Origin of the sequence: Kitasatospora sp. CB01950 (assembly GCF_001905465.1) — a bacterium.
Lineage (GTDB): Bacteria > Actinomycetota > Actinomycetes > Streptomycetales > Streptomycetaceae > Kitasatospora.
Window position 1 is genome coordinate 70543 of sequence record NZ_LISX01000012.1, and the last position, 15260, is coordinate 85802.

Below are 15260 nucleotides of genomic sequence, written 5' to 3' on the forward strand. Positions count from 1 at the left end.
GGCGCCTGAGGTCCCGCCAATGCCCGGACGTCCGACGTCAGTTCGACCGGCACTGCTCCGTTCCGGCGAATTCCGCCGACCGGGGCCGGATCACCTGGCCCGCACCCGGGCGGCCTGCCACGCTGCCCTCGTGAAGCCGCTGTTGAGAACCACCGTCCTGATCGCCGTCGCCGGGGGCCTGGTCGCCGCCCCGGCCGCCGCCGCCCACGCCGTGTCCGCGTTTCCGACCGCGTCGCACGGCCTGACCGGGAAGCAGCTGCTGACTCCCGATCAGTACCTGGCCGCCGCCAAGCAGCACCACCACGCCCCGCCCCCGACCCAAGAGGCCCCCGCGCAGCAGGCCCCGGCACCGCAGGCCGCCGCCCCGCAGGCCCCCGCGCCGCAGGGTTCGACGAACGGCCCGAAGGCCACCCGCACCCACGAGGCCGTCGAGTTCTTCTGGTACGACTGCATGCACTCCGCGGCCCTCGAAGCCCCGCTCGCCGACTGGGCCGCCAAGCACCGCTCCGACGTCACGCTGCGCCGCATCCCGGCGATCTGGGTCGGCAGCCCCGACGAGGCCGAACAGCGCGCCCACGCACGGCTGTTCTACACCCTCGACCGGCTCGGCGAGGTGGATCGCCGGCAGGCCGCCGTGTTCCGCGCGGTCCGCGACGAGCACGCCGACCTGGCCACCGAGCAGGGCGCCGCCGACTGGGCCGCCGGGCACGGCATCGACGCCGCCAAGTTCCGGGCCGCGTACCGCTCCGCCGAGGTGGACCGGGCGGTGGAGCAGGCGCCCAAGCTGTTCGCCGACTACCAGGTCAACGAACTGCCCACGGTGATCGTGGACGGCAACGGCCGTACCTCGCCCACCCGGGCCGGCGGCGTCGACAACATGCCCGCCGCCCTCGACCGGTTGGTCACCGAAGCCCAGTAGCACCGGCCTCGCGTCCCGCGAACGTCCCTGGCAGGCGCGTCAGTTCGGCCCGAAACCGTCGACAACCGGGCTGAGCTGGCGCAATCTTCACGGAACCCGCCCGCCGCCCCCACACTCTGTGTCATGGTGGTCGCCGGGCCCGGCCGGACCGCAGCGTCCGCCCGGCGCCGACACACAGTCGACACAGACACCGGGCGCGGCCGCGCCGTGCCCGGAGAGGGCGGGAGTCCGTGGGGGGACAGCGCGCACAGGTCATCGACGACCGCGAGGACCGGCACCCGCCGGGCGGCGTCGCGATCCCGGACGGACCACCGCCCGAACTGGTCTTCAAACGACGGCTGCGCCCCGTCCAGGTTGCCCACGAGCTGTGGGCGGCACGGGAGTTGGTGCGCGCACTGGCCGAACGCGACCTGCGCGCCCGGTACAAGCAGGCGGTGCTCGGCTTCGCCTGGGCGGTGCTCACCCCGCTCGCGCTGTGCGCCATCTTCACGCTGGTCTTCCACCGCGCCGTGAAGATCGAGACCGGCGCCGTGCCGTACACGCTGTTCGCCTATGTCGGCCTGATCGTCTGGCAGTTCTTCAGCAACACCATGAACCAGGGCGCGCTCAGCCTGGCCAACAACCTCAGCCTGCTGAACAAGGTGTACTGCCCGCGCGAGGTGTTCCCGCTGGCCACCATGCTGGTCGCCACCGTGGACATGGCGATCGGCGTCGGCGTGCTCGGCCTGATGTTCCTGGTGTTCTGGACGGCCCCCGCCGCCACCTTCCTGTGGGCGCTGCCGCTGCTGCTGATCCAGTTCGCGTTCACCTACGGCATCGCGCTGATCCTCTCGGTGGCCGTGGTGTACCTGCGCGACGTCCGCCACCTGCTGCCGATCATCACGCAGATGGGCGTGTTCGCGACCCCCGTCGCCTACCCGCTGGCCAAGATCCCGCACCGGCTGCAGGAGATCTACGTCGGCGTCAACCCGCTCGGCGCGGTGATCGAGGGCTACCGCAAGGCCCTGCTGTACGGGGAGGCCCCCGACGGGCGGATGACGCTGATCGCGGCCGCCAGTTCGGTGGTCTTCCTGGTCGGCGGCTACCTGTTCTTCAAGAAGCTGGAAACGGGGATCGCCGATGTCGCGTGACTACCCACCGGGCACCATCCGCACCCAGCAGGTCTGGAAGCGCTTCCGCGCCGACCAGCAGCGGATGCTGCTGCGCGACCGCGTCGAACAGGCCGCCCGCCGCCTGCGCGGCGACCGCGGCGAGGACTGGCGCTGGGCGCTGCGCGACATCAACCTGCACATCGAACCCGGCGAGTCCGTCGGCCTGATCGGCTCCAACGGGTCAGGAAAGTCAACGCTGTTGAAGATGCTGACCCGGGTCATGTACCCGTACGCGGGCATCATCGACGTCCGCGGCCGGATCGGCGCGCTGATCGAGATCCGGGCCGGCATCCACCCCGACCTGACCGGCCGGGAGAACATCTACCTGTTCGGCGCGCTGCTCGGCCTCAAGCGCCGCGAGGTCGCCGGACGCTTCGACGACATCGTCGAGTTCGCCCGCCTCGGCGGCGCGATCGACCGGCAGGTGAAGTTCTACTCGTCCGGCATGCAGATGCGCCTCGGCTTCGCCGTCGCCGCGTACCTGGAGCCGCACGTCCTGCTGGTCGACGAGGTCCTCGCCGTCGGCGACGCCGTCTTCCAGCAGCGCTGCCTCGACCGGATGCGCGAAGTCGCCGAACAGGGCACCACCATCGTCTTCGTCTCCCACGACCTCCCCGCCGTGCAGTCGATCTGCCGGCGCGGCGTCTGGCTCGAACAGGGCACCGTCCGGGTGGACGCCGGGATCAAGGACGCGCTGGCCGGCTACCGCGACTCCATCGAGGCGCAGTCCGAGGCCTCCGCCCGGGTCGGCGAGCCGCTGGCGTTGCTGAAGTACGAGGTCCGGGCCGGGAGCGGCGAGGAGACCCTGCACACCGACGAACCCGTCACCGTCGAACTCACCCTCGCCGGCGACTACCGCGGCGACGCCACCCTGCACCTCGGCGTCAGCGAAGGCACCTCCAGCCCGATCTTCCAGATCAGCCACGAGATCCGGCTGACCGGCGGCGACCACCGCGTCGCCTGCGTCATCCCCCGGCTGCCGCTGCCGCGCGGCCGCTACACCCTGTGGACCGGCGTCTACTCCATCGGCAAGACCGACGGCGGCACCCTGATGAGCTGGCACTCCGCCGGCCAGTTCGACGTGTTCGGCCCGATGCTGGACACCCCGCCGCGCGCGGTGGTGCTCGCCGCGCCGGTCTTCGTACCGCACCAGTGGGAGGAGTGAGCGTGCGTTCGGTCCGTGTCCTGGTCCATCTCAACAACCTTGCGCTCGGCGGCGCCCAGCTCAACGCCGTCGACATCGCCCGCACCCTGCGCGACCGCGGGCACCAGCCCGTACTCTTCGCCCAGGGCGTCGACGGCCCGGCGCCGCTCGTCGAACTCGCCGCCTCCCACGACCTCGACCTCGTCGTCGCCGGAGACCCCGACACCCCGCACGCCGTCATCCGGGCCCGCCTCGGCCGGCTCGCCGACGAACACGGCTCCCAACTCGTCCATGCCTGGGAGGTCCGGGCCGCCCGGAACGCCTACTTCGGCCCCGGCCGGCAGGGCCGCCTCCCGATCGTCACCACCTTCTACGGCATCCGCATGCTCCGCGGCATGCCCCGCCACCAGCCGCTCGTCCTCGGCCTCGGCGCGCTGATGCCCGACGCGCGCACCTTCGGCCACCGCGACCTGCGGCTGATCGAACCCCCCGTCAACACCGCCGAGGACGCGCCCGGCTCGGTCTCCGGCGCCGCCTTCCGCGCCGAAGTGGGCGCCGGCGACGGCCGGTTGCTGCTGTGCATCGTCACCCGACTGGTGTCCGGCCTGGAGAAGGACGCGGGCGTGCGCCGCACCATGGCCGCCGTCCGCCTCCTCGACGACCCCTCGCTGGTCCTCGCCGTCGTCGGCGGCGGCCCCAGCGAGGAGCCGCTGCGCGCCGAAGCCGCCCGCCTCAACGCCGAACTCGGCCGCGAAGCCATCGTCCTCACCGGCCAGCGCTCCGACCCCCGCCCCGCGTACCAGGCCGCCGACCTCGTCCTCGGCATGGGCGGCTCCGCCCTGCGCGGCCTCGCCTTCGCCAAGCCCGTCATCGTCCACGGCGCGAACGGCTACTCCGCCATCCACGAACCCGGCCCGCTGGTCGAACCGCACGCCTCCCGCTGTATGTACGGCCACGGCGACGGGCCCGCCGACGCCAAGGCCCTCGCCGCCCAGATCCGCGTCCTCGCCGACGACCCCGACCGCCGTGCCGAACTCGGCAGTTGGGGCCGCGACTGGGTGGTCGGCCGGTTCTCCCTCGACCACGTCTCCACCGCATTCGAGGAGATCTACCGCGAACTCCTCCGCCAACCCCCCGGCCGCACCGCCTGGCTCCGCGACCTCGAACAGATGACCCGCTACGAGTACGTCAAGCCGACGGCCCGCCGCCTGCTCACCCGCTGACCGGCCCCTCAGCCTTCCGGGCGCAGCAGGAGGGTGACGAAGCCGAAGCCGTCGCGGTACTCGTGGAGCCACTGGTCGCGGTGGCGGGCGGCCGCGTCGAGGGCCTGGTCGCGGTCGGGGCCCGGCGGCTGGTCGAGGGCCCAGTCGGTGAGGGAGCCGGTCCAGGACCACTCGTAGGCGTCGAGCTCCTCGCGGGTCGAGGTGTGCCCGGCGATCGGCCACCAGCCGGCGGCGGCGATCGCGGCCAGGACGCCCGGCAGGTCGGTGAGGTCGTCGCCGAAGAACTCCCGCGCGTGGTCCGGAGGTCGGCCGTCCCAGTAGGACTCGCCGAGCAGCAGGGTGCCGCCCGGGGCGAGCAGCGGACGGGCGGCCTTCAGGGTCGGCAGCAGGCCGTCGAAGGCGTAGGCCGCGCCGACCGACAGGACGGCGTCGAACGGCTCGGGGGTGGTGAACTCCCGGACGTCGCAGTGGTGCAGGGCGATCCGATGGGTGACACCCGCCCGCTCGGCGCTCCGGCGCCCGTCCTCCAGCGCGGCCGGGTTGCTGTCGACGCCGACCGCGCGCAGGCCCGGATGCATGGCCAACGCCCGTACCGGCCAGGCGGCTTCACCGCAGCCGAGGTCGAGCAGCCGGCCGTCCGGGCAGCGCCGCAGCTGGCGTTCCAGCAGGCGGTGCACCGAGGCGTCCGACAGCGGGGCGGCGACGGGGTGGTCACGGTGGGCGATGCGCCCGATCTCCTGACGGTCCATCAGCCCATCGTGCCAGTCCGGTCGGCGCGCTGCGGGTCCGGATAGGTGCGGCCCTTCCATGCCGCGCCGCGCCCGCGCCAGTGCCGGCCGGCGGAGTCGACCGTCATCAGCAGGTACAGCAGCGCGGTGAAGGGGAGCAGCGGGGCCTCCGCCGGCGGGCGGCCGTAGTAGCGCAGCATCGGCGTGTAGGTGCCGGCCATCAGCGCCCAGGCGGCGAGCCCGGTCACGGCCGTGCGCAGGTCGCCCGCCAGAGCGCCGGTCACCGCGGCGACCGGCGGCACCAGGTAGACCAGCGCCAGGCCGACCACCGTGCCCAGCAACAGCGGCGGGGAGTAACGGAGTTGGGCGTAGGCGCTGCGGGAGACCATCCGCCACAGCGGCGCCAGCCCCGGGTAGGGCCGGACGGAGTCGACCCGGTCGGCGAGGCCCAGCCAGGTCCGGCCGCCGGTGCGCTTGACCGCGCGGGCGAGCGAGACGTCGTCGATCACCGCCCCGCGGATCGCCGCCACCCCGCCCGCCCGCGCAAGCGCCCGGCGGCGCACCAGCGAACAGCCGCCCGCGGCGGCGGCCGTCCGGCAGGCGGGACGGTTGGAGCGGCGGAACGGGTACAACTGGGCGAAGAAGTACACGAACGCCGGGACGATCAGCCGCTCCCAGCCGGACGCCACCCGCAGACGCGCCATCTGCGACACCAGGTCCAGCCCGTGCGCCTCGCCCGCCGCGACCAACTCCCGCAGCGAGCCCGGCCGGTGAGCGATGTCGGCGTCCGTCAGCAGCAGCCACTCGGCGTCCCCCGCCCGCTCGACGCCGTGCCGCAGCGCCCACAGCTTGCCCGTCCACCCCTCCGGCAGCGGCGGGGGCGTGGTCACCTCCAGCTCCAGCCCCGGGCCCGCCGCCAGCGCCCGTGCCGCCTCGGCGGTGCCGTCGCTGCTGTGGTCGTCCACCAGGACGACCCGCGCCCGGCCCGGGTACTGCTGCGCCAGCAGCGACGGCAGCGACAGCGGCAGCACCCCGGCCTCGTCCCGCGCCGGAACGACGACCACCACCTCCGGCCACCGCGACGGCTCCGCACCCCCGCGCGGCAGACGCTGATCGGTCCGCCAGAACCCGCCGTGACACGCCGCCAGCCACACCCACGCCACCAGCGCCACCACCGACACCCACCACAGCACGGTCACCCCGGCAGTCTGCCCCACGGGCGACGAGCGGACCCCGAGACACGACGGCCTGCGGCCGGGCGGAAGGGGGCGGGGCCAGGGGGCGGGTGGACGGTCGGGCCCGGCAAGTCGGAGGGTGAGGGCAGGGTGCGTGCGGACGTTGAGGCGGGACGGCCTGCGGCTGGGCGGAAGGGGGGCGAGGGCGGACGGTCGGGCCCGACATATCGGCGGGGCCGGGCAGAGGGGGCGCGCGGACGCCGGGGCGCGGCGGCCTGCGGAAGCGGGGGCGAGGGCAGGATGCGCGGGGACGTTGAGGCGGGACGGCCTGCGGCCGGGCGGGGGCAGGGGGTGGGCGGACGGTCGGGCCCGGCATGTCGGCGGGCGAGGGCCGGATGCGCAGGGACGTTGAGGCGGCGGGACGGCCTGCGGCCGGGCGGGAGGGGTGGCGAGGCCAACGGGCGGACGGTCGGGCCCAAGTTATCGGTGGGGCCGGGCAGAGGGGTCGCGCGGACACCGGGGCGCGGCGGCCTGCGGCTGGGCGGGAGGGGAGAGGGCAGGGGCGCGGCGATGTTGAGGCGGCGGCCGGGCGGAGGGGGGCGAGGCCAGGGGCGGACGGTCGGGCCCGATATGTCGGTGGGCCCGGGCACGCCGAGGCGGAACGACGGTCGCCGGGCTGCGGTCGGGCGGATTCGGCGCAATGGCCGCGAGGGGCCCGGGCAGGCCAGCCGGCCGACGGGCCAGTGGTGCGGCATCGGGACGCGGCGCGGGGCAGCCTGTTGGGGCTGGTCGGAGCGGGGCGTGCGGGCTGCCGTCGGGGCGGAAGGGCGTGCCTGGCCGAGGAGTGTGCGCTCGCGGGTGCTGCAGCGTCGCGGCAGGTGGCGTCCGGTGTCCCGGCGGAGTCCGGTGGCGGCGGGTGCCCCCGGGGAGGGTCAGACCCGGGCGCCGATGAGGACTTCGCCCTGGGGGTAGTTGAGGGCGGCGGTCTGGAGGGCGGCGGGGCGGCCGGAGTGCAGGACGGTGAGGGTGCCGGCGCCGGGGGTGGGGGAGGTGATGCGGCGGAGGGCCTGGGCGGCGACGGCGTCGGCGGAGCCGTGGAAGCGGGCGGGGACGGCCAGCGCGGAGGCGATGCGGTCGTCGACGAGTTCGTAGTGGGTGCAGCCGAGGACGACGTCGGTGGTGCCGGCCGGGGTGCGGGCCGCCGCGTAGGCGATCGCGGCGGCGATGGCGTCCTCGTCGGCGTGCTCGACGGCCTCCGCCAGGCCGGGGCAGGCGACCTCGTGGACCTCGCTCGCGTCGCCGCCGAACTCGGCGATCAGGCCGCGCTGGTAGGCGCTGCCGGTGGTGGCCGGGGTGGCCCAGATCGCCACCACGCCGCCCGCCGCGGTGGCGGGCTTGATCGCGGGGACGGTGCCGATCACGGGCAGTTCGGGCTCGAACTCGGCGCGCAGCCGGGCGAGCGCGTGCACGGAGGCGGTGTTGCAGGCGACGACCAGGGCGTCCGGCTCCAGCGCGACGGCGGCGCGGGCGCAGGCGAGGGCGTGCTCGGTGATGTCCTCGGGGGTGCGGGGGCCCCACGGCATGCCGTCGGGGTCGCAGGAGATGACCAGGTCCGCGTCCGGCCGCAGGCGGCGCAGCGCGGCAGTGGCGGCGAGCAGGCCGATTCCGGAGTCCACGAGGGCGATCTTCACGAGCAACGACTCTACCTCCGGTCGGCGCGGACCCCGGTCCGGTGAGCATCGCCCACCCTTTCTTGAACGAGTTCAAACCAGCCGCGAGGATGCCGCCTGACGGGCCCGGCGGGCCCAGGGCGGAGGGGTGCGATGAGAGTCCGGCGGCGGCTGGTGCTGGCCGTGGCGGTCACGAGCCTGTTGCTCGGCCGGGCGCGCTGGGCGGTCGCCCACGACCACGACCACGACTGCCACGACGTGGCCGGGTACCTGGGCGGCTCGGTTCCGACGGCGGCCGACGGCGGGGGATGTCGGGAGACCTCGACATCCGGGTGACCTGCCGGGACGCGCGGACGGCCCGGGTGACGATCTTCGCCTCCGGGGGCCGAACGTTCGGGGGCGAGCGTTTGCGAGTGGTCGGAGGGCGTCGGCAGGATGGCCCGGCAGCCGTGACCCCGGCAGAGCGGAGTGCGCCATGAGCAGCGATCCCGTCCCGACCTACGAGTACGCCACCTACCTGCGGGCGACGCCGGAACAGGTGTGGAACGCGCTGACCGACTCCGGGGCGACGGCCCGTTTCTGGGGCCACGCCAACGTCTCCGACTGGCGGCCCGGCTCCGCCTGGGAGCACCGTCGTACGGACGGCTCCGGCACGGTCGACGCCACCGGGCACGTGCTGGCGGCGGAGCCGCCGAAGCGCCTGACGCTGACCTTCGAGGACCGGCCGGACCTGTTCGCCGACGACGCCGCCACCGTCACCTTCCTGATCGAGCCGTACCGGGACATCGTCCGGCTGACCGTCACGCACGAGAAGCTGCGCGACCGGGCGGCGCTGGAAGCGGTCTCGCACGGCTGGCCGGCCGTGCTGGCGAACCTGAAGTCGCTGCTGGAGACGGGGGAGCCGCTGCCGCAGGACCCGTGGGAGATGCCGCCGGCCGGGCGGTGAGCCCGCCGCCTGCTCCGTCCGGCTGACGGCGGGCCGGTGGTGCGGCCGGGTCGGCCGGTGCGGGCGGCGGCGGGTGCGGAGGCTTGGGTCCCATGGGACAGGTGACGACTTCGAACGAGCGGGTGCCGGCGAGCGAGCGGATGTCGGGGACGGCGTACACCAACCTGGTGGTCGCGACGGTGGGCTTCGCGCTGACGTTCTGGGCGTGGAACCTGATCGCGCCGCTGGCCGGCGAGTTCGACAAGACCCTCCACATGACGTCGTTCGCGCAGTCGTTCCTGGTCGCCGTCCCGGTGATCGTCGGCTCGCTCGGCCGGGTCCCGGTCGGCGCGCTCACCGACCGGTACGGGGCCCGGCTGATGTTCCCGCTGATCTCGGCGCTGACCATCGTCCCCGTGCTGCTGATCATCCCGGCCCGGGACTCGTACGGGGCGCTGCTGGCGGTCGGGTTCTTCCTCGGGCTCGGCGGCACCACGTTCGCGATCGGGGTGCCGTTGGTGAACTCCTGGTTCCCCGCGCACAAGCGGGGCCTGGGCCTCGGCGTCTTCGGCATGGGCATGGGCGGCGTCGCACTGTCCGGGTACTTCACGCCGCGGCTGTGGAAGCACGGCCACGACCTGCCGTTCCTGGTGATGGCGATCGCGCTCGCCGCGTACACCGTGCTCGCCGCGCTGCTGCTGCGCGACCGCCCGGACCGGGCCGTGCCGACCGATTCGCTGGTCACCCGGCTGGGTCGGGCCGGGCGGCTGCGGGTGACGTGGGAGCTGTCCGGGCTGTACGCGATCGGCTTCGGTGGCATCGTCGCGTTCGGCGTCTACCTGCCGACGTACCTGAAGACCTGGTACCACCTGTCGGCGACCGACGCCGGTACCAAGGCGGCCGGCTTCGCGCTCGTCACCGTCGTCTTCCGGCCGTTCGGCGGCTGGCTGTCGGACCGCGTCCACCCGGCCGTGGTCACCGGCTGGGCGCTCGCACTGACCGCGGTCTTCGCCGTCGTGCAGGCCTTCGACCCGGCGCTCAGCCCGGTCGGCACGATCGCGTTCCTGCTGATGGCCGCCGGCCTCGGCACCACCAGCGGCTCGGTGTTCGCGCTGGTCTCGCAGGTCACCCCGGTCGCCCAGGTCGGCTCCGTCACCGGCATCGTCGGCGCGATGGGCGGCCTCGGCGGGTTCGTCCCGCCGCTGGTCATGGGCGCGATCTACAGCACCAAGGGCAGCTACTCGATCGGCTTCATGCTGCTCTCCGACCTCGCCCTGGCGGGCTGCGTGTACGCGGTCGGCCGGATGCGGAACATCCGGCCCACCAGCACCGCCTGACCGCCCGCCCGCCCGTCCGTACCCACGCCCGCCCGCCCAGCGGCGGACGGGCGAATCGTTACGCCCGACGGACCGTTGCGCCGCTACGCCTGGGCGCCCAGCAGGCGCTGAACGGCCGGCTCCAGGCCCGACAGGATGGTGTCGAACCGGCGGGTCGAGGTGGTGGAGTCCACCTGGAGGCGGCTGATCCGCAGCGGATGGGCCGGCAGCCGGGGGCCGAGCCGGTGGTCGGAGAGGAAACCCAGCCGGTAGCCGAGCTGGCGCAGCACCGCGTCCGCCCGCTCGTCGAACCCGCCGTCCGGGTACGCGAACGCCGACGGCGCCTCGCCCAGCCAGCGGGTCAGCGACAGGTGCGCGCCCGCGATCTCCGCCCGCACCGTCGCCTCGTCGCAGCGCCGCAGCGACGGATGCCCCAGCGTGTGGTTGCCCACCGTGACGTCCGCCTCGCGCAGCGCCCGCAGGTCCTCCGGGCGCAGCTGCTCCTGGGCCGGCGGCCGGCGGTACGCGGAGACCCGCAGCTCGGCCAGGCTGCGCCGGCGGTCCGGGTCCGGCAGGGCCTTGAGCAGCGCCAGCACCCGCGCCGGGTCCCCGCCGCCGGGCAGCAGTCGGGCCCGGCCGCCGTGCCGCGCCAGGAACGCCGCCTCGTGCCACCAGAACGGCTGCTCGGTGCCGACCATCTCGGCGATCACGAACGCGGCCGCCGGGATCCGGCGCGCCACCAGCTCCGGCAGCGCGTGCCGCAGCACCGTGCGGTCCGGGTCGTCGAAGGTCACCAGCACCGAACGCGGCGGCAGCGGCCGGCCCTCGGCCAGCGAGCGCTCCACGTCCTGCACCGACACCGGGGTCGCCAGCCGTCGCAGTCGGTCCAGCTGGGCGCCGAACGACCGTGGATCGGTGATCCCGTGATAGGCGAGCACCGCCAGCCGCTGCGCGGCCCGGGCCCGGAACAACGGCTGGGCCGGACTGAAACGCAGCCAACTGCTCCGGTCCCGCGGCTGCTCCGCCCGGACGGGGGCGGCCGGGACGGCGGCAGGCTGGGGCGGGGCGCAGACGGCGGCAGCGGTGGTGGCGTACGACACGGTTCCCCCCTCGGTCGCCGGCATGCGGCGTGGCGGTACCGTCGGCAGGCGGAGCCGGCCTCCGACCCCGGGAACGGCGGCTCCGCTCCCGAGTGATCTAGCCCGCGGCGGGTACTCCCGACCCGCACGTCGGACGGCTCCTGGATCGCTCAATGTAGTGGAGACCATCGACGTGGCGGGATGGTTGTACGGCGGACGGCGAGATTTCGCAGGCGGCTTCCGGCGGCCGACCGGAAACCGTCCGAACGGCCGACCGGGGCCGCCCGAGAACGGCCCGCGCGGGCGGCCGGAGACCGGCCGCGGGGCCGCTGACCAGGGCCGAAGGGCCGTGGCCCGCCGGGCGCGGCCGGGTTACCGTGGAGGGCATGGCAGACACCCCAAGTGACCGGCCGACTACGCGCTGGTCCACCGCGTTCGGCGGCTGCGCACTGCGCCGCCACCAGTTGCTGCTGTCCCTGGTCGGCGTCGGCTGCGTGGTGCTCGGCATCCTGGTCGCCTTCCTGGTCCCGGAGAGCGACGGCCCCGCCTGGGTGATGGCGGTGACCGGCTGTCTGGCCACCGGCGTGCTGCTGCTCGCCCGGGTCGGCCTGGCGCTGCTGCGGCCCGGGCGCGGCACCGCGTCCTGACCGGGGCCCCTGAACGGTCCCGGGGTGCTTGGGGCACGGCACCACAAGGGGTGCGAACGGCCGGAAACGTTCACCTAACGGGCAGCGCCGGTCGGATCGGCCGATTTTCGGCCTACCTCCGCACTTCTTTCACTTTTCCGCAGCAGTGGCACCACACTTCCCCCTACTGTGAGACGCATCGCCCGCGCAAGCCGCGGGCCGGGGGAGACATCAGGGTCCGGTGCGGGGGCACCGCGACCGTACTGGTCCGGTGCGGGGGCACCGCGAGGGGGAAGTCATGGCGAGCAACGCCGTCGACGCCGCACATACAGGCACGAGCGCGAACACCGGCACGAGCGCGAACACCGGCACGAGCGCGAACACCGGCACGGGCGCAGGCGCGAGCACCGGCATCAGGACGAAGGTCAAACAGCAGCTGGCCCGCGCGGCCGGCCGCGTCCCCGGCGAGGGCGCCACCGTCCTCATCTACCACCGGATCGGCGGCGGCACCGCCGACGAACTCGACCTCTCCACCGCCGACTTCACCGCCCAGGCCGACCTGCTCGCCGAGCTCCCGCCCGGCCGCGTGGTCTCCCTGGACACCGCCACCGACCGCCTCGACGCCGGCCTGCGCACCCCCAGCACCGTCCTCACCTTCGACGACGGCTTCGCCGACACCTACGACACCGCCTGGCCGATCCTCCGCGAACGCTCCCTGCCGTTCACCGTCTATCTGGCCAGCGGCATGGTCGGTGGCCCGATGAGCTGGGAGGGCTCCACCGCCAAGGGCGCCCCCGCAGTCGGGATCGGCTGGGAGCAGCTGCGCGAAATGGCCGCGTCCGGGCTGTGCACCGTCGCCAACCACACCCGCAGCCACGCCCGCCCCGCACTGCTCACCACCGGCGAACTCGACGCCTGCGGCGACGACGTCGAGGAACACCTCGGCACCCGGCCGCGCCACTTCGCCTACACCTGGGGCACGCCCGTCCCGCACATGGAGACCGCGCTGCGGGCCCGGTTCCGCACCAGCGCCACCGGCCAGGTCGGCCGCAACCTGCCCGGCGGCGACCCCGTCCGCCTGTACCGGGTGCCGGTCCGCCGCACCGACCCGATCGACTTCTTCCGCGCCAAGCTCTACGGCCGACTGATCCCCGAACGCGCCTACGCCCGGATCGTCGCCACCGCGAAGGCGGTGGGCGCCCGTGCCTGAGCTGCGGCTGAAGGGCGACGGCGGCCGGCCGCTGCGGGTCGCCCACCTCACCACCGTCGACATGTCGCTGCACCTGCTGCTCGCCACCGAACTGGCCGTCGACGTCGAAGCCGGCCTGGAGACCTACGGCCTCAGCGCCCCCGGGCCCTACCGGCAGCGCATCGAGCAACTCGGCGTCCAGCACCGGCCGCTGCCCTCGCTCACCCGCTCCTGGCAGCCCGCCGCCGACCTCGCCGCCGCCCGCGAACTGCTCGCCGCGCTGCGCGAGATCCGGCCCGACGTGCTGCACACCCACAACCCGAAGACCGGCGTCCTCGGCCGCGTCCTCGGACGGCTCGCCCGGGTGCCCGTCGTCGTCAACACCTGCCACGGACTCTGGGCGCAGGCCCACGACCCGCTCGCGAAGCGGCTGTTGGTGCTCGGCGCCGAAGCGTTCGCCGCCCGGTTCTCGCACGCCGAGCTCTACCAGAACGCCGAGGACCACCGCACCCTCGCCCGCTGGGGCGTCCCCGCCCGGCGCGCCCGCATCGTCGGCAACGGCGTCGACCTCGACCGCTTCCCCGCACCCGGCCCCGCCCGCGACGCACTGCGCACCGCCCTGCGCAACCGGCTCGGCGTGCGGGACGACGAACTGCTGGTCGGCGGAGTCGGCCGACGGGTCGCCGAGAAAGGCATCCGCGAGTACGCCGAAGCCGCCCGCGCGCTGGCCGGCAAGGCCCGCTTCGTGTGGATCGGACCGGACGACCCCGACAAGCCCGACGCCCTGCGCGACGCCGAAGCCGGACTCGAATTCCTCGGCAGCCGCGACGACATGCCCGCCGTGTACGCCGCACTCGACGTGTTCGTCCTGCCGTCCTACCGGGAAGGCTTCTCCCGCTCCGGCATGGAAGCCGCCGCCGGCGGACTGCCCATGGTGCTCAGCGACATCCGCGGCTGCCGCGAGATCGGCACCCACGACCAGCACCTGCTGCTCGCCCCCGCGGCCGACGCCGCCGCACTGACCACCGCACTCGACCGGCTCCTCACCGAACCGGCCCTGCGGGCACGCCTGGGCACGGCCGCACGCCGCCGCGCCCTCGAACAGTTCGACCAGCGCAACGTCGCCCGGATCTCCCTGGAGACCTACGCCGCCGTCGCCCGCCGACGCGGACTGCCCTGGACCACCGACTGACCGGCGCCACCCGCACCACCGCACCCGCACACGCACGGCAAGGACCGCAGTCTCTGCGCGCCCGCAGCCCGGCGCGCCCGCAACCCGCCCCGACCGGGGCCCACAACACCACAACGCACCAACCCAGTTGGGGGAGAAATGAAGCGAGGGGGGGACCTCGCGGTCGCCGCACTGGCCGGGATCATCGCCGTCCCGCTCGGCCTGGTGATCGCCCTCCTGATCCGCGCCACCATGGGCGGACCGGTGATCTTCCGCCAGACCCGCTCCGGCCGCCACGGCCAGGAGTTCCGCATCCTCAAGTTCCGCACCATGCGCGACAAACGCTTCGAGGACGAACCCGACGCGCCACGCATCACCCGCCTCGGCGCCCTGCTGCGCCGCACCAGCCTCGACGAACTCCCGCAACTGTGGAACGTCGTCCGCGGCGACATGGCCGTCATCGGCCCCCGCCCCACCCTGCCCGAACAGGTCGTCCACTACTCGCCCCGCCAGCGCGGCCGCCTCGCCCTGCGCCCCGGCCTCACCGGCTGGGCCCAGATCCGTGGCCGCAACTCCATCAGCTGGCCCGAACGGATCGAACTCGACCTCTGGTACATCGACCACCGGACCCTGCTGCTCGACCTGCGGATACTCGTCGGCACCGCCCGCATGCTGCTGCGCCCCACCGGCATCACCGCCGCCGGCGGCGTCAACCCGGGCTTCCCGATCCCCGCAGAGGCCCCCGCCGCCCCGCGGCTCGTCCTGCCCCGCCAGGCGACCGCCGCCGCACCCCGCCTGGCCCCGGAGGAACTGCGTCGCTGACGGAACGATTCGCCCGGACGGACCGGCCCCCGGACGGGTGGACAGGCCCTCGGTCGGGCGGCGGCGGATCGCCCCGTCGCCGCCCGGAGTGCCGTAAGGTCCGGGAGCAGGCGGTGAGGGGA

The 15260-nt window shown here is 74.5% G+C and carries 15 protein-coding genes; 11 read left to right on the forward strand and 4 right to left on the reverse strand.

The window, feature by feature from the left end; all coding sequences use genetic code 11:
* Positions 1–130 precede the first annotated feature (130 nt).
* The 4 genes from AMK19_RS26290 (at position 131) to AMK19_RS26305 (ending at position 4437) form a co-directional block, all read left to right on the forward strand.
* Positions 131–919: a thiol:disulfide interchange protein DsbA/DsbL gene (locus tag AMK19_RS26290; RefSeq protein WP_206745153.1), complete on the forward strand. Its 789-nt coding sequence runs from the start codon at positions 131–133 to the stop codon at positions 917–919.
* Between the two features lie 230 nt (positions 920–1149).
* Positions 1150–2049: an ABC transporter permease gene (locus AMK19_RS26295; protein WP_073815911.1), complete on the forward strand. Its 900-nt coding sequence runs from the start codon at positions 1150–1152 to the stop codon at positions 2047–2049.
* The gene (locus tag AMK19_RS26300; protein ID WP_073815912.1) at positions 2039–3235 is read left to right on the forward strand and encodes an ABC transporter ATP-binding protein; all 1197 of its coding nucleotides are present in this window, start codon (positions 2039–2041) and stop codon (positions 3233–3235) included. The genes AMK19_RS26295 and AMK19_RS26300 overlap by 11 nt, the downstream gene beginning before the upstream one ends.
* 2 nt (positions 3236–3237) lie before the next feature.
* Positions 3238–4437 carry a glycosyltransferase family 4 protein gene (locus tag AMK19_RS26305; RefSeq protein ID WP_073815913.1) on the forward strand — a complete coding sequence of 400 codons (1200 nt, stop codon included), beginning with the start codon at positions 3238–3240 and terminating at the stop codon, positions 4435–4437.
* Between the two features lie 8 nt (positions 4438–4445).
* Here AMK19_RS26305 and AMK19_RS26310 read toward each other — a convergent pair whose 3' ends face one another.
* From AMK19_RS26310 to AMK19_RS26320, 3 genes are all read right to left on the reverse strand, one after another.
* On the reverse strand, positions 4446–5186 hold the full coding sequence (locus tag AMK19_RS26310) for an SAM-dependent methyltransferase (protein WP_073815914.1): 741 nt from the start codon (positions 5184–5186) through the stop codon (positions 4446–4448).
* Positions 5186–6364 carry a glycosyltransferase gene (locus AMK19_RS26315; protein ID WP_073815915.1) on the reverse strand — a complete coding sequence of 393 codons (1179 nt, stop codon included), beginning with the start codon at positions 6362–6364 and terminating at the stop codon, positions 5186–5188. Before AMK19_RS26315 ends, AMK19_RS26310 begins: the two co-directional genes overlap by 1 nt.
* Positions 6365–7272: 908 nt before the next feature.
* Positions 7273–8031, reverse strand: coding sequence for a glutamate racemase (locus AMK19_RS26320; protein ID WP_073816075.1), 759 nt, complete (start codon positions 8029–8031; stop codon positions 7273–7275).
* A gap of 132 nt (positions 8032–8163) precedes the next feature.
* Here AMK19_RS26320 and AMK19_RS26325 point away from each other — a divergent pair, with 132 nt between their 5' ends.
* From AMK19_RS26325 to AMK19_RS26335, 3 genes are all read left to right on the forward strand, one after another.
* Complete coding sequence (locus AMK19_RS26325; protein ID WP_073815917.1) at positions 8164–8346, forward strand: hypothetical protein; 183 nt, start codon at positions 8164–8166, stop codon at positions 8344–8346.
* A gap of 139 nt (positions 8347–8485) precedes the next feature.
* Complete coding sequence (locus AMK19_RS26330) at positions 8486–8956, forward strand: SRPBCC family protein (RefSeq protein WP_073815919.1); 471 nt, start codon at positions 8486–8488, stop codon at positions 8954–8956.
* Between the two features lie 92 nt (positions 8957–9048).
* Positions 9049–10272 (forward strand): nitrate/nitrite transporter, encoded by a 1224-nt coding sequence (locus AMK19_RS26335; protein WP_073815921.1) that lies wholly within the window; start codon positions 9049–9051, stop codon positions 10270–10272.
* Between the two features lie 83 nt (positions 10273–10355).
* On the opposite strand, the gene AMK19_RS26340 is transcribed toward AMK19_RS26335, so the two are convergent.
* The gene (locus AMK19_RS26340) at positions 10356–11351 is read right to left on the reverse strand and encodes a polysaccharide deacetylase family protein (RefSeq protein WP_073815923.1); all 996 of its coding nucleotides are present in this window, start codon (positions 11349–11351) and stop codon (positions 10356–10358) included.
* A gap of 365 nt (positions 11352–11716) precedes the next feature.
* On the opposite strand from AMK19_RS26340, the gene AMK19_RS26345 reads away from it, so the two are divergent.
* The 4 genes from AMK19_RS26345 (at position 11717) to AMK19_RS26360 (ending at position 15138) form a co-directional block, all read left to right on the forward strand.
* A complete protein-coding gene (locus AMK19_RS26345; protein WP_073815925.1) occupies positions 11717–11977 on the forward strand; it encodes a hypothetical protein in 261 nt (86 codons plus the stop codon).
* Positions 11978–12254: 277 nt separating this feature from the next.
* Entirely contained in the window at positions 12255–13166 is a 912-nt protein-coding gene (locus tag AMK19_RS26350) for a polysaccharide deacetylase family protein (RefSeq protein WP_083647373.1), read from the forward strand.
* On the forward strand, positions 13159–14337 hold the full coding sequence (locus tag AMK19_RS26355; protein WP_073815927.1) for a glycosyltransferase: 1179 nt from the start codon (positions 13159–13161) through the stop codon (positions 14335–14337). The genes AMK19_RS26350 and AMK19_RS26355 overlap by 8 nt, the downstream gene beginning before the upstream one ends.
* 138 nt (positions 14338–14475) lie before the next feature.
* Positions 14476–15138: a sugar transferase gene (locus tag AMK19_RS26360; RefSeq protein ID WP_073815928.1), complete on the forward strand. Its 663-nt coding sequence runs from the start codon at positions 14476–14478 to the stop codon at positions 15136–15138.
* Positions 15139–15260: the final 122 nt, after the last annotated feature.